This is a genomic window from Arthrobacter sp. ZGTC412 (assembly GCF_002929215.1).
Classification (GTDB): Bacteria; Actinomycetota; Actinomycetes; order Actinomycetales; family Micrococcaceae; genus Arthrobacter.
On sequence record NZ_PJII01000001.1, the window covers coordinates 479,822 to 492,892 of the forward strand.

General features: G+C 64.0%; 14 protein-coding genes. 11 read left to right on the forward strand and 3 right to left on the reverse strand.

The genetic code is table 11. The features are described from left to right. The first annotated feature begins 8 nt into the window (after positions 1–8). The 10 genes from CXQ88_RS02185 (at position 9) to CXQ88_RS02230 (ending at position 8,689) form a co-directional block, all read left to right on the forward strand. The gene (locus CXQ88_RS02185; protein ID WP_104042516.1) at positions 9–911 is read left to right on the forward strand and encodes a type II secretion system F family protein; all 903 of its coding nucleotides are present in this window, start codon (positions 9–11) and stop codon (positions 909–911) included. 263 nt (positions 912–1,174) lie between these two features. Beyond that, on the forward strand, positions 1,175–1,390 hold the full coding sequence (locus tag CXQ88_RS02190; RefSeq protein ID WP_104042517.1) for a Flp family type IVb pilin: 216 nt from the start codon (positions 1,175–1,177) through the stop codon (positions 1,388–1,390). Positions 1,391–1,487: 97 nt separating this feature from the next. Further along, complete coding sequence (locus CXQ88_RS02195; RefSeq protein WP_104042518.1) at positions 1,488–1,862, forward strand: TadE family protein; 375 nt, start codon at positions 1,488–1,490, stop codon at positions 1,860–1,862. Then, entirely contained in the window at positions 1,850–2,815 is a 966-nt protein-coding gene (locus tag CXQ88_RS02200) for a TadE/TadG family type IV pilus assembly protein (RefSeq protein ID WP_258061653.1), read from the forward strand. Before CXQ88_RS02195 ends, CXQ88_RS02200 begins: the two co-directional genes overlap by 13 nt. Positions 2,816–2,844: 29 nt before the next feature. Then, a complete protein-coding gene (gene cpaB, locus CXQ88_RS02205) occupies positions 2,845–3,603 on the forward strand; it encodes a Flp pilus assembly protein CpaB (RefSeq protein ID WP_258061654.1) in 759 nt (252 codons plus the stop codon). Then, a complete protein-coding gene (locus tag CXQ88_RS02210) occupies positions 3,600–4,793 on the forward strand; it encodes an AAA family ATPase (RefSeq protein ID WP_104042520.1) in 1,194 nt (397 codons plus the stop codon). Before cpaB ends, CXQ88_RS02210 begins: the two co-directional genes overlap by 4 nt. Next, positions 4,793–6,298, forward strand: a complete 1,506-nt coding sequence (locus CXQ88_RS02215) for a CpaF family protein (RefSeq protein WP_104042521.1) — start codon at positions 4,793–4,795, stop codon at positions 6,296–6,298. The genes CXQ88_RS02210 and CXQ88_RS02215 overlap by 1 nt, the downstream gene beginning before the upstream one ends. Before the next feature lie 9 nt (positions 6,299–6,307). After that, positions 6,308–7,240: a type II secretion system F family protein gene (locus tag CXQ88_RS02220; RefSeq protein WP_104042522.1), complete on the forward strand. Its 933-nt coding sequence runs from the start codon at positions 6,308–6,310 to the stop codon at positions 7,238–7,240. 7 nt (positions 7,241–7,247) lie between these two features. Continuing rightward, positions 7,248–8,132, forward strand: a complete 885-nt coding sequence (locus CXQ88_RS02225; RefSeq protein WP_104042523.1) for a type II secretion system F family protein — start codon at positions 7,248–7,250, stop codon at positions 8,130–8,132. A 92-nt stretch (positions 8,133–8,224) separates the two neighbouring features. After that, the gene (locus CXQ88_RS02230) at positions 8,225–8,689 is read left to right on the forward strand and encodes an Hpt domain-containing protein (RefSeq protein WP_104042524.1); all 465 of its coding nucleotides are present in this window, start codon (positions 8,225–8,227) and stop codon (positions 8,687–8,689) included. A gap of 29 nt (positions 8,690–8,718) precedes the next feature. On the opposite strand, the gene CXQ88_RS02235 is transcribed toward CXQ88_RS02230, so the two are convergent. Beyond that, complete coding sequence (locus tag CXQ88_RS02235) at positions 8,719–9,513, reverse strand: response regulator transcription factor (protein WP_104042525.1); 795 nt, start codon at positions 9,511–9,513, stop codon at positions 8,719–8,721. A gap of 255 nt (positions 9,514–9,768) precedes the next feature. Here CXQ88_RS02235 and CXQ88_RS02240 point away from each other — a divergent pair, with 255 nt between their 5' ends. After that, complete coding sequence (locus CXQ88_RS02240; RefSeq protein WP_104042526.1) at positions 9,769–11,436, forward strand: ATP-binding protein; 1,668 nt, start codon at positions 9,769–9,771, stop codon at positions 11,434–11,436. A gap of 41 nt (positions 11,437–11,477) precedes the next feature. Here CXQ88_RS02240 and CXQ88_RS02245 read toward each other — a convergent pair whose 3' ends face one another. Continuing rightward, on the reverse strand, positions 11,478–12,383 hold the full coding sequence (locus CXQ88_RS02245) for a tRNA pseudouridine synthase A (protein ID WP_181037381.1): 906 nt from the start codon (positions 12,381–12,383) through the stop codon (positions 11,478–11,480). Positions 12,384–12,415: 32 nt separating this feature from the next. Continuing rightward, a complete protein-coding gene (gene rplQ / locus CXQ88_RS02250; RefSeq protein ID WP_104042527.1) occupies positions 12,416–13,000 on the reverse strand; it encodes a 50S ribosomal protein L17 in 585 nt (194 codons plus the stop codon). Positions 13,001–13,071 lie beyond the last annotated feature (71 nt).

The window sequence follows — 13,071 nt, forward strand, 5'->3', positions numbered from 1 at the left end:
AGGCGACCATGACAACCATGGCGTGGCTTTTTATCGGTCTGATCGTGCTTCCTATTGGCTTTATGTCCTGGTTGCTAGTTGCCGTAGACCGGCGTGGGTTCGCGGCGGTGCAGTCGAACCTTCGCCGGGGTCGTTTCGGCGGTGCTGGCCCTGACGGTGCGCAGGCACCGCAAACGGATGCAAGCGGTTCATCCCGCCTTGGCTTGCGCCTCACCCCCAGCCGCTACGCGGCCTGGCTAGACGGGCTACTTGCCCGCGCGGGTCGGCCGGCGCAGCTGCCCCTCGACAGGCTGTTGATCGCCAAACCTGCCCTCGCGCTTATCGCCTGCATCCTGGGCATCCTGATGATCAGCAAAAACCTGACAGCACCTGCAGTAACGTTCGTGGCCCTTGCAGCTGCTTTGGCTTACTTCGTCCCAGACATCCTGATCCACGGGCGCGGCGCGGAACGGCAGAAAGCCATGGAACTGGAACTGCCCAACACGTTGGACCAGATGCTCATCTCCGTGGAAGCCGGCCTCGGATTCGAATCAGCGATGGCCCGGGCCGCCCAAAACGGGAAGGGACCGCTGGCCTTCGAACTGACCCGTACTCTCCAGGACATGCAAGTTGGCAGGAGCCGCCGCGACGCCTACCTGGCTTTGGCCTCGCGGACTGACGTACCGGACCTCCGGACATTCGTTCGGGCAGTGGTCCAGGCCGACATCTACGGCGTCGCCATCGCCGGCGTCCTCCGGATCCAGGCGAAGCAGATGCGTGTGAAGCGCAGGCAGCGGGCTGAGGAGAAGGCCATGAAACTGCCCATCAAAGTGCTGTTCCCGCTGATGTTCTGCATCCTGCCCGTGCTCTTTATCGTGATCATCGGCCCGGCCGTCATCAATGTGATGGCTAGTTTCGCAGGAAACCTGTAGAGGTCCTGCTGATCTCCACGCCTCCAAGGCGCCCCATAGACCGGACCCCCTCGGCACCCAGAACCGAGGGGGTCCTCGATGTGCTCAGAATGTTCAAACCCAGCGTTAGCGCAGCAGAAAGCAAGCAAAAGCGCAGGAAAAGTGCGGGGATGAAAGCGTTTGCGCAGGGTCTTCCAAGATCCCGGTTCTACACCAAATTCGCTTGCTAACTTCGTCTTAGTGCTGGTGCAGGGCCAGCCATCCGACTCGCTCAGGAGTACAAAATGCTTTCTCTTATCGCTACCCTTCAGACCCTCGGCCTCAACCTCAAGAACCGATTCAGTGGAGAAAAGGGCGCGACCGCCGTTGAATACGGCATCATGGTCGGCCTTATTGCAGTCGTCATCATCATCGCCGTTAGTACTCTGGGTGGAACCCTTGGTGGCTTCTTCGACAGCATCAACACCGGTCTCGGCAACCCGACCCCGACCACCCCCTAGCACCAACAATGAGTCCGGTTCCGGACCCCATATCGGAACCGCACCGCCTCGCTCAGCCAGGCCCAAAACACGAGTCACTCAAGAGGAGGCGCAGCAGGTGTCACAAGATTCGGAGCGCGGCGCGGCCGCCGTCGAATTCGCAATCCTGCTGCCCCTCCTTTTGATGCTGGTGCTGGGAACCATTGAATTTGGTCGCGCCTACAACGCCCAGATCACCCTCACCAATGCAGCGCGCGACGGCGTGCGGGTCATGGCCATCGCCAACGACGCAGCAGGTGCCAAGACCGCTGCTAAGAACGCGGCCGCATCCGTCAGCGCCACCATCCCCACTTCGGACGTCATGCTCAGCACCGATAAATGCAGCACGGGCAACCAGGTGACCCTCACCATCAAGTACAATCTGGCCACCATCACCGGCATTGCCGGCCCCTTCGCCATGACCGGCAAGGGGGTCATGCTGTGCGGCGGCTGACCCAGAACCAAGCAACAAACGAACGCGGCGCCGTCTCGGTCATAGTCGCCATCCTCTTGGTAACGCTCCTCGGCTTCGTGGCAATTGCCGCCGACGTCGGGGTCATCTACTCGGAACGCGCGCAGCTGCAAAACGGCGCAGACGCCTCCGCTATAGCAATTGCCCAAAAGTGCGCCAAAGACACCACCGTCGCGGCGTGCTCTACGACGTCGGACCTCGCCACCAGCCTCGCCAACCAGAACGCGCTGGACGGCATGAGCAAGGTGCACACCATCGAGCTCGACAAAACCGCCCGGACCGTCGCGGTCACCACGAGTGCCAAAGAAGTGGGAGGCCCGGACAACTCGGTTTCCCTCTTTTTCGCTAACGCCCTCGGCATTCCCAGCAAGGAAGTCGGTGCACGGTCATCGGCCGCTTGGGGAACTCCTTCCAAAGGACCTGTCATCCTGCCGTTGGCCATCGCGCACTGCAAACTGAACATTCCTGCAGGCGGCGCAAAGGGTCCGGAACAGGTCCTGGAACAATCAGTCAATGGATGCGGCGGTATCCCAGGCGGATTCGGCTGGTTACAGACCACGTCAACGAAATGCTCAATAACCGCAACAGCGGGAGCCTCGAGTAACTCCGGAATCTGGTTCTCCAGCGACACGGGCGCGAGTGTCCCCTCCACGTGCAGCGCCGCCGACTTCACCCAGATGCAGAGCCAAACGGTCCTCCTGCCCTTGTACGACATAGCGACCGGAACCGGCTCCAGCGGAAAGTACTACATCAAGGGTTTCGCGGCGTTCCACGTCACCGGCTACCACTTTGCTTCCATCAGCTGGACAGCAGGGGCAAAAGTGGAGAACAAAGCCATCAGGGGCTACTTCGTGAAGTACGTATCCCTGGCCCAGGGTTTTGAATTGGGCAATACCCCGGACTATGGGGCGTCGGTTGCCCGCCTCACCCTTTGACTACCAATCCCTAACCACGGAGTAACACAGTGAAGTCTCGTATGCTCGCCGGAACGGCCGCGGTCGCCTTGGCGATTGTAGGAGCCCTCCTTATCATCTTCTATGCCAACGGGGCAGACCAGCGGGCGCTGGCAACAACGGAACCCGTTAACGTCCTGGTTGTAAAGACTGCCATTCCCGCCGGCACCCCGGTAAATGACATGACTGCCTCACTCGTAGTCGAGAAGGTGCCTGCGGCAGGAGTTTCAGCCTCCGCGCTCAGCACCCTGGACAACAAGGCTGGCACAGTCAGCGCCGTGGACCTCGTGCCCGGGGAGCAGCTTTTGGAAGAACGCCTCGTCGCCCCGGCAGACGTCAAAGCTGAAGGCTCCGTTGAGGTTCCAGCAGGGATGCAGGAAGTCTCCTTCCAGCTTGAACCGCAGCGCGTAGTGGGCGGCCGGATCAACGTGGGTGACCACGTGGGCATCTCGTTGAACTTTGAGAACGGCACCGACAAGGCCGGCGCCGGCGATGCCACCACCCAACTCACCCTTCGCAAGGTCCTGGTGACGGCCGTCCAGCGCGCACCCCAGGCAGCGAGCGCCGAGACACCCGCCGAGGGCGAACCGGATCCGGCAGACACCACCCTCCCCGAAGGCTCCCTCATGCTGACCGTCGCGGTCACCGACGTGGACGCCAGCAAGATCATCTTCACCTCCATCAATGGCAGCCTCTGGCTCACCAAGGAGCCCCTGAACGCCAAGGACAACGGGCCCCGGACCGAACGAAAGGACGTGGTGTTCAAGTGAGCCGTTTCGTCCTCCTCTCCCCCAACGTCGAATTCGACCAGAAGCTGCGGGCCGCCGTCGCGAACGGCCTCCGCGGCTCCGTCCAGACCATCGCCTCGGACATCCTTCCCGCCGGCCCACAGGAACTCTTCGCCCTCCTCAACCAGGAGCAGCCGGAAGTCCTGATCATTGGACCCGACGTCCCCTACGAAGAGGCGCTGCGGTTCGCCAAGGTCTTCGACGTCCAGCTCCCCGGCCTCAGCCTGGTGCTGGTCAGCGACGTTGATCCCGGGCACCTCCTCAACGCCATGCGCGCCGGCATCCGCGACATCCTCAGCCCCCAGGCGGACGCCGCCGAGATTCGTGTGCTCCTGGAGCGTGCCTGCCAGTCCTTCGCCACCCGCCATCGCGGCCCCGAAACACAGACTGAGAACGGCGGCAAAGGCCTGGTGATCGGCGTCTTCTCCCCCAAGGGCGGCGTCGGCAAAACCACCCTCGCCACCAACATCGCCATCGGCCTCGGCCAGATCGCGCCGATGAGCGTTGTCATCGTGGACCTGGACCTGCAGTTCGGCGACGTCGCCTCCGGCCTTTACCTCAACCCCGAGCACACCGTCACCGACGCCGTCTCGCCGGCGGCATCCCAGGACTCCCTGGTCCTCAAGGCTTTCCTCACCGTGCACCCGGCCGGCATCTACGCCCTGTGCGCCCCGCCCAACCCGGTGGACGCGGACCACATCACCCCCGAACAGATCACCAGACTGCTCGACCAACTGGCCCAGGAATTCCAGTACGTGGTCCTCGACACCGCCCCCGGCATGCCCGAAATCGGCCTCGCCGCCATGGAGCAGTGCACCGACGTCGTGTGGGTCAGCGCCATGGACATCCCCAGCCTTCGCGGCCTGCGCTCCGGACTGGAAGTACTCCGGCAGTTGGAAATCATGCCCGAATCACGGCATGTTGTCCTGAACATGGCCGACGCCAAGTCCGGGCTCGACGTCCGCGACGTCGAATCCACCATCGGCGCGCCCGTAGACGTCAGCGTCCCCCGCTCCCGTGCCGTGGCACTCTCCACCAACCGCGGCATCCCCGTCCTCCAGGAATCCAAAAAGGATCCCGCCGTCAAGAGCCTCCGCCAACTCGTCGAGCGGTTCAACCCGTCGTGGCGTGCCCAGGCCCAGCGCAAACTTCACCGAAGGGTGGTCATCTGATGAAGCTCTCCGAGCGGATCAGCGCGGTCCAGGACCGCAACCAGGCGCCCGGCAGCAACGTCGCCGTGCTCGAGGCGCCCCGCCCCGCCGTCGTTCCCTCCGCTCCGGTGCGGGAGAGCGAGCCGCGTCGCCTTCCTGCGCAGCAGGCTCCTGTAACACCAGCGCACGACGCCGGCACCTCCTTAGTGCCCAAGGCTCAGCCTGTGGATGTCTTCGCCGCCATGAAGCACCGGGCGGCCACCGCCCTTTTCGAGCGGATGGGCGCGCGTTTCAACGACGCGGCCGTCACCGAGCAGGAACTCCGGGCCACCGCCAAGGAGGAGCTGACGCGGATCATCGACGCCGAACAGGTGCCGCTAAGTGCAGAGGAACGTACCCGCCTGGTCCGGGACGTGGCGGACGATGTGCTGGGCTACGGACCGCTCCAGCGACTGTTGGACGATCCGGCCGTCACCGAAATCATGGTCAACCGGATGGACCAGATCTACGTGGAACGCAAGGGCAAACTGACACTCACCGAGTCCCGGTTCAGTTCTGAAGAGCACCTGCGCAAGGTCATCGAAAGGATTGTCTCGAAGGTGGGCCGCCGCATCGACGAGTCCTCCCCGCTGGTGGACGCCCGTCTGGAGGACGGCTCCCGTGTCAACGCAGTCATCCCGCCGCTTGCCGTGGGCGGCTCCTCACTCACCATCCGTAAATTCAGCAAGGTCCCCCTCACGGTCCGCAACCTGATCGATTTCGGAACCCTGACACCTGAGATGGCTGAATTGCTGAACGCGTGCGTCAAAGCCAAGCTCAACATCATCGTCTCCGGCGGCACGGGCACCGGCAAAACCACCCTGCTCAACGTACTGTCTTCCTTCCTCCCGGCTGATGAACGCATCGTCACCATCGAGGACGCTGTAGAACTCCAGATCCAGCAGCAGCACGTGGTCCGGCTCGAAAGCAGGCCGCCCAACACTGAGGGCAAGGGCGAAGTCACCATCCGCGAACTGCTCCGGAACTCGCTGCGTATGCGCCCTGACCGGATTGTGGTGGGTGAGGTCCGTGGCGGGGAATCGCTGGACATGCTCCAGGCCATGAACACCGGCCACGATGGATCCCTTTCCACCGTTCACTCCAACTCCCCCCGCGACGCCGTAGCGAGGCTCGAAACTCTGGTCCTGATGGCCGGCATGGACTTGCCGCTGCGCGCAATCCGCGAACAGATCGCCTCCGCCGTCAACCTCATCGTCCAGATTTCCCGTCTGCGCGACGGCTCCCGCCGCATCACCCACGTCACCGAAGTCCAAGGCATGGAAGGAGACATCGTGACCCTTCAGGACGCGTTCGTCTTTGACTACTCCGCCGGGGTTGACCAGCACGGGCGATTCCTCGGCAAGCCGGTGGCCACCGGTATCAGGCCGCGGTTCATTGACCGGTTTGAAGACCTGGGCATCCATGTCTCCCCCGCAGTCTTTGCCGGTCCGCAGGCTCCCGCCACTCAAACCACCCCCGGAAGATAGGGCACGGCCATGATTCTTGCTGTTGGAGCAGTCATCCTGCTCGTGGCCGTCAGCCTGCTGGGCGTGGCAGTGCTGCTGCCGAGCGAACCCCATGTGCCGCTGGACCGCCGTCGTCCGTTCGAACAGGAGCCGCCGTCATCAATCGCCCGCGTGGCACTCTCCGCAGTGCGCACCTTTGAACGGGTCCTGCACGGACGCCACGTCTCCCTGTTCTCCCGCACGGAACTCGAAAACGCCGGGCTCCGCCTGAGCCAGGCCGAGTTCTTCCTGCTGGTGGGCATCGGGGCCGGCGTCGGAATGCTCGTGGGTGTTGTCACCGTGGGGCCACTGGTGGGAATCCTGCTGGCCATCCTCGCGCCGTTCGTGGGGAAACTGGTCCTGGGATTCCTGGCGGGAAAACGCCGCGCCACCTTCGACAGCCAGCTCGGCGATACCCTCCAATTGCTTTCCGGCGGCCTCCGGGCCGGCCACAGCATCCTGCGCGCCATCGACGCCGCAGCCACCGAATCGCAGAAGCCGACGTCGGAGGAAATGCGCCGGGTGATTACCGAAACCAGCCTGGGCCGCGACCTGCTCTCCGCCCTCAATGACACAGCCGAGCGTATGAAGAACGAGGACTTTGTCTGGATCTCGCAGGCTATCCAGATCAACCGCGAGGTGGGCGGCAACCTGGCCGACGTCCTGGACCAGGTCAACGAAACCATCCGCGAGCGCGCCGAGATCAAGGGGCACATCAAAGCCCTGGCTGCGGAGGGCAAGTTCTCCGCCTACATCCTGATAGCCATGCCCTTCGGCATCGTGGCCATGCTGCTGGCCGCCAGCCCCAACTACATGAACTCAATGTTCACCCATCCGCTGGGCTGGATCATGATCGGCGCCTCGTTTGTCCTCATGACCATCGGTGCGCTGTGGATGCGCAAGATCATCGACCTGAAGTTCTGAGGAAGCCATGAACCTGATAGTTCTCCTCTCCATCCTGCTGGTTTGTGTCCCCGTCGCGGGGCTGGCCTGGTCCGTCCTCACCGTGGACAAGCAGGGCCGCCTGGCTGTCAACGATCTCCTTTCTCGCGGCGCCGCCCCACTCACAGTCGTTGAAGCCGCCAAGCCTGACCTGCTCGAGGGCATCGGCCGCAGACTCACACCGCCGTCGTACGTTTCGTTCCTGGACCGCCTGCTCGCACTCGCCGGCCGCCCCGCCACCATGCCGCTCGGCAAAGTCCTCGGCTCCAAGCTGGCCCTGGGCTTGACCGGCGTCGCCGCTGGGGTCTACTTGACGGCCACCGGGAGCACGCCTCTGATGAAGCTTGCGGGCCTGTTTCTACTCGTCCTTGGGTATTTCATCCCGGACCTCCTGCTCTACAGCAAAGGGCAGGAACGCCAGAAAATCATGCAGCTGGAACTGGCCAACACGCTGGACCAGATGCTGATCTCGGTGGAGGCCGGGCTGGGTTTCGAGGGGGCCATGGCGCGTGCGGGCGAGAACGGCAAGGGACCGCTGGCCGAAGAGCTTGTCCGTACCCTGCAGGACATGCAGGTCGGCCGCAGCCGCCGGGAGTCCTACGTTGCGCTGGCAGAGAGGACCAACATTCCGGAGCTGCGCAGCTTTGTGCAGGCCGTGGTCCAGGCCGACACTTACGGCATCGCCATCAGCCGCGTGCTCCGCGTGCAGGCGAAAGTGATGCGTGTAAAGCGCCGCCAACGGGCCGAAGAAAAGGCCATGAAGCTTCCTGTGATGATTCTGTTTCCGCTGTTGTTCTTCATTTTTCCGGTCCTCTTCATTGCAATTCTTGGACCTGCAGTCATCAACACCATAGAGACATTCAGCGGGCAATAAGCGCCCCAGCGAGGCAGCAAAAATGCCTCAAGTTTTACACAGGATCACCCCAAATAGGCCGACCAACTAATTCCAGGAAGTAGCCTTGAAGAATGCAAAGTCCAGATCCCGGCTCCAGCGACAGGAGCGCAGCTGCGTTTCCACCGCAGCCCGGGATCACAACGGTTACCGCCTCGGACATGTCACAGGAAGCGGCCGGGCTCTTGCCGCTCGTTGACGCGGCGGTGCTGGAGGAGCTGGAGGACGAGCTTGCCGGCTCGGGACTCGCCCAGCGATTCGCCCGTGACTACGCAGCAATGTGGGACCTGCGCTGCTCCCGGCTTGCCGCTGCGGTGGACAGCCAGGACAGCGATTCAGCCCTGGACGCGGCCACCAGCCTGAAGATCAGCTCAGCCATGGTGGGCGGATTGCGCCTGGCCAAGCTGGCTGAGTTGCTGGAAGTGCTCATCCGCCGGGGTGACTTTGGCCAGGGGCAGGTCCTCATGAAGCGGGTTGCCTACGACGGCGGCCAAACGGTTTCAGAGCTCCAGTCCACGTACATCCTCAAAAACGGCTAGCCCTCGCCCGCGGCCCCGGTCAAAGGGGCTTATCCAGCGTCCGGCCTGCTCGGCGCCAGCCGGTAACCGACGCCGCGCACGGTCTGCAGCCAGCGCGGCGAAACCGAATCTTCCTTCAGCTTCCGCCGCAGGTTCCCGATGTGGACCTCGACGGCGCGTTCGTCGGCCTCACTGATGTAGGTGTCCTCGTCGTAGTACTCGCCGCGGACGGCCCGGACGAGATCGGCCCGGGTGCACACGGCTCCGCCGCCTCGCAGGAGGACGTGCAGCAGATCGAATTCGCTCCGCGTGAGCCCCAGAGGCTCCCCTTTGATTTCCACGGTGCGCGTCCGGTGGTTCAGCGCCAGACCGTTGTGGCGCAGTACGGCGGGGTCCTCGGGCCGGGCAGGCGGAGCTGCGGCAGCGGGCGCTGTCCCCCACATGGGCGGTGGCGAATCCTGGCCGTTGATCTCGTGCCGGGGCCTGCGCATCATCGCTGCAACACGGGCTCTCAGCTCGCGGGGCCGGAAGGGTTTGGCAATGTAGTCGTCAGCGCCGGCGTTAAGGGCGGACAGCAGATCCGGCTCCTCAGTCCTGCCGGTCAGCATCACCACGTAGGCGTTGCTGAAGTTGCGGATACGCCGCAGCACCTCAAAGCCGTCGATGTCCGGCAGCCCGATGTCCAGCGTCACCACGTTGGCTTGCTTGTCCCGGACCACTTCCACTCCGGCCCGCCCGTCAACCGCTGTGTGCACCTCAAAGCCTGCCTGGCTCAACACTCCTTCGAGGAGGTTCCGCACATCGGCATCGTCTTCGATTACTACAGCCACACCAAGATCGTCCATTGATATCCCTGCGCCAGGCGATTATGACCCCCCATCAGCCCAGCGCCAATGCCATAACCGCTCCAACCCTTTATACGCTACAAGTAAGCCGGCCTGATGACATCTCTTTCAACCATGCATTTGAAAAGTCAATTATTATGACAAGGGATGTAGATTACGAGCCGGAGAGGACGCGTGCCAGGTTGCCCTACAGGAACACGTACGCAGGCACGGCCCAATTCGGTTCCATGTCCCCGCTTGGCCGGAGCATGATTCATGGCTGAGCGCCTTTTCCCTCGCGGGCCCGCCCGCTTCTTCCAGCGTCTCGGGCCGCGTTCGCAGGTTGCCCTGTGCCAGCTGCCACTGACGCTTATCGTTGCAGCCCTTGCCGTGGCCACTCCGTTCGCCTGGCCAACGCTTTTGAACAGTCCCCTCTTTCTTGCTGGCATCCTGCTGTCCGGCGCCCTTTTCCTCGGCTGCCTGGTTGTTCCGTGGGAGCGGCTGATGCACCGCCCCTACCTGCTGATTCCCATCCTGGACTTCGTCGCGATCGGGCTGCTGCGGAACGGGGCAGCTCCCCTTCTTCCGGGCCTGGCTGTGCTGGCGGTGTTCCCGGTCATCTGGCTCTCGGCCTCCGGCATGCTCACCCGCAGCAGCCTGGTCCTGAGCTTCTTCGGCCCCATGCTGATCATGGTTCCCTCGCTGGCAGGACGGTTCCCCAACCTGACGGCCTCGGACGTCACCAGCACCTTCCTCTTTCCCCTTATGATGCTCTCCGTGTCCCTGGCGATTCGATTCGCGAGCGTGCACGTCCGGCTGCAGCAGCGCGAGCTGGCGGAGAAGGACATGGAGCTCCGGAAGCTGCTCCGGGAGAGCAGGGAGCGTGAAAAGCTTCTTATGACGGTCCTCGACGCCACCGACGTCGGAATTGCCGCCGTCGACAGTTCCGGCCATTTCCTGGTGTCCAACAACAGGCAGCGGAACTTCCGCCAGGCAACACACGCCGACGACGCCGTACCCGGCCAGGGCAACCAGCTGATCTTTGGGCAGGACAGGCGGACCCTCCTGCCGCCTGAAAAGCGCCCGATCAGCCGCGCCATCGCCGGCGAGTCCTTCGCGGACTACCTTGTATGGGCTGGAGAGGGAGTGGAGCAGCGGGCCATGTCGACGGCGGCCCGGCCGTTGGTCAGCGAGGACGGCCAGCTCACCGGTGCTGTAGTCGTCTACAGTGACGTCACCGGCTGGGTGGAGGCGCTGGCAGCGAACCAGGAGCTCGTCTCCAATGTGACACACGAGTTCAAAACGCCGCTGAACTCCGTCATCGGCAACGTGGACCTGGTGCTCGACGACGTGGCAGCCTTGCCGCCGCCGGTGGCCCAGCGCCTGCTGGTGGTTCAGCGGAACGCAGAGCGGCTGCTTGCGCTCGTGGCGGACCTGTCAGCTTCGGCGTCGGCCGCACTCAACGTCCATCCCAAACGGACAGACCTCGCCAGCCTGGTGGAGACCAGCATCGGATCCGCGCAGGCATTGGCCGAGCATGCGAACATCCGGCTCACCGCCGACGTTCCCTCGCCCCTGTGGGCCTACGCGGACCCGCTCCGGATCGGGCAGGCCCTGGACAACCTGGTGTCCAACGCCATCAAATACTCTCCCGACGGCGGGAGCATCAGCATCAGCGCCCACAGCACCAAGGAGTGGGTGCAGCTCAGCGTCAGCGACACCGGGATGGGAATCAGCGGCGAGGACACCGCCAGGGTGTTCAACCGCTTCTACCGCACGGAGTCTGCCAGGGGCGCGGCGATCGCCGGCGCGGGACTGGGCCTCTCCATTACCAAGATGATCGTGGAGCGTCACGGCGGAAAGATCACCTGCGCCAGCGGCCAAGGGCAAGGGAGCACTTTCACCCTGACCCTCCCGGCCGAGGGACCGCCGCCGTCGTTCTAGTGGGCCCACGCCCGCAGGGTTCCCTGGCCGAACTTGTGAGGTTAGGGGGCGGAGGGGGACTCCCGCCGCGCCCGGGTGAGCTCGGCCCGGGCCAGCAGCTCGTCGTCGGACGGGTAAGCCACTTCCTCGAGTACAAGCGGGTGCGGCGCCGCCAGCACGGACTTGGCGTCGCGCTTCTTCGCCAGCAGCCGCTCATGAAGCCAGCCTGGCTCCTCCACGCCCTCCCCCACATACAGTGCAGAACCAATCAGGGCCCGCACCATGTTGTGGCAGAACGCGTCAGCCTGGACGGTGGCAACGATAACCCCGTCCTCTGCCCGGGCGAACTCGAAACGCTGCAGCTCACGGACGGTAGTGGCGCCCTCACGGGGCTTGCAGAAGGATAGAAAGTTCTGCAGCCCCAGCAGTTTGGAAGCGCCCTCATTCAGCAGGGAAACGTCCACCGGATTCTTGTGCCAGAGCGTGAAGTAGCGCTCCAGGGGGTCCCACAATGCGGGGCCGTCGGCAATGCGGTAGCTGTAGCGCCGCCACAACGCGGAGAATCGGGCGTCGAAGCCAGGGGGCGCCAGAGTGATCCGGTGGACCTCCACTGCCCCGGTGAGGTCGCCGAGCACCCGGCTCAGCGCACCGCGCATCCTGCGGAGCATGGCGACGGCGGGGTCAAGTTCGTGCCCGCGCGGCAGTCCCAGCCACTCGGCTTCCGACAGGTCCACGTGCACCACCTGGCCGCGGGCGTGCACACCGGCATCGGTGCGGCCGGCGACGGTCACTCGGACTGGACGCCGGACCAGCATATGGAGCGCCTCCTCGAGGACGCCCTGGACTGTCCGGCGCCCGGGCTGCAATGCCCACCCGCTGAAGGGGCCGCCGTCGTACGACACATCAAGCCGGATACGCAAAAACCCGCCGCCCCCTATAACGGGGGCCGCGGGTTTTTGGTGGTTCATAGACTCAAGTCTATGCGAAGTGAATCAGCGAATTACTTCGCGTCCTTCTCTTCAGCAGCCGGAGCTTCGGGAGCTTCCTCAGCGGCCGGAGCCTCTTCGGTTGCTGCTTCCTCAGCAGGAGCCTCGGTGGTCTCCTCAGCGGCCGGAGCTTCAACAGCTTCGGTCTCGGCAACCTCAGCCTCAGGTGCTTCCTCGGCAGCCGGAGCAGCCTTGGCAGCAGCCTGGGTAGCCTCGGCTACCACGGCCTGCTTGGCGGAAACGGGCTCAAGGACGAGCTCGATGACAGCCATGGGAGCGTTGTCGCCCTTGCGGTTGCCGATCTTGGTGATGCGGGTGTAGCCGCCGTCGCGGTTCTCCACAGCCTGGGCGATGTCGGTGAACAGCTCGTGGACGACGCCCTTGTTGCTGATCAGGCCGAGCACGCGGCGGCGGGAAGCGAGGTCGCCACGCTTGGCGAAGGTGACCAGGCGCTCTGCGTACGGCTTCAGGCGCTTGGCCTTGGTCACCGTGGTGGTGATCCGCTTGTGCTCGAACAGTGCTGCTGCCAGGTTCGCGAGCATGAGGCGCTCGTGAGCCGGGCCGCCTCCGAGGCGCGGACCCTTAGTGGGGGTAGGCATAATTGTTTCTCCTCAAATGGAAGCCGTGGGCTGTGCACACCATGGTGCCCAGCCCGCGGCCAAGGTCTGGT

What these genes read in the sequence shown, in the direction of transcription:
- CXQ88_RS02185 (WP_104042516.1), top strand. Translation starts at nt 9, where the DNA reads ATGACAACCATGGCGTGGCTTTTTATCGGTCTGATCGTGCTTCCTATT.
- CXQ88_RS02190 (WP_104042517.1), top strand. Translation starts at nt 1,175, where the DNA reads ATGCTTTCTCTTATCGCTACCCTTCAGACCCTCGGCCTCAACCTCAAG.
- CXQ88_RS02215 (WP_104042521.1), top strand. Translation starts at nt 4,793, where the DNA reads ATGAAGCTCTCCGAGCGGATCAGCGCGGTCCAGGACCGCAACCAGGCG.
- CXQ88_RS02220 (WP_104042522.1), top strand. Translation starts at nt 6,308, where the DNA reads ATGATTCTTGCTGTTGGAGCAGTCATCCTGCTCGTGGCCGTCAGCCTG.
- CXQ88_RS02225 (WP_104042523.1), top strand. Translation starts at nt 7,248, where the DNA reads ATGAACCTGATAGTTCTCCTCTCCATCCTGCTGGTTTGTGTCCCCGTC.
- CXQ88_RS02230 (WP_104042524.1), top strand. Translation starts at nt 8,225, where the DNA reads ATGCAAAGTCCAGATCCCGGCTCCAGCGACAGGAGCGCAGCTGCGTTT.
- CXQ88_RS02235 (WP_104042525.1), bottom strand. Translation starts at nt 9,513, where the DNA reads ATGGACGATCTTGGTGTGGCTGTAGTAATCGAAGACGATGCCGATGTG.
- CXQ88_RS02240 (WP_104042526.1), top strand. Translation starts at nt 9,769, where the DNA reads ATGGCTGAGCGCCTTTTCCCTCGCGGGCCCGCCCGCTTCTTCCAGCGT.
- CXQ88_RS02245 (WP_181037381.1), bottom strand. Translation starts at nt 12,383, where the DNA reads ATGAACCACCAAAAACCCGCGGCCCCCGTTATAGGGGGCGGCGGGTTT.
- rplQ (WP_104042527.1), bottom strand. Translation starts at nt 13,000, where the DNA reads ATGCCTACCCCCACTAAGGGTCCGCGCCTCGGAGGCGGCCCGGCTCAC.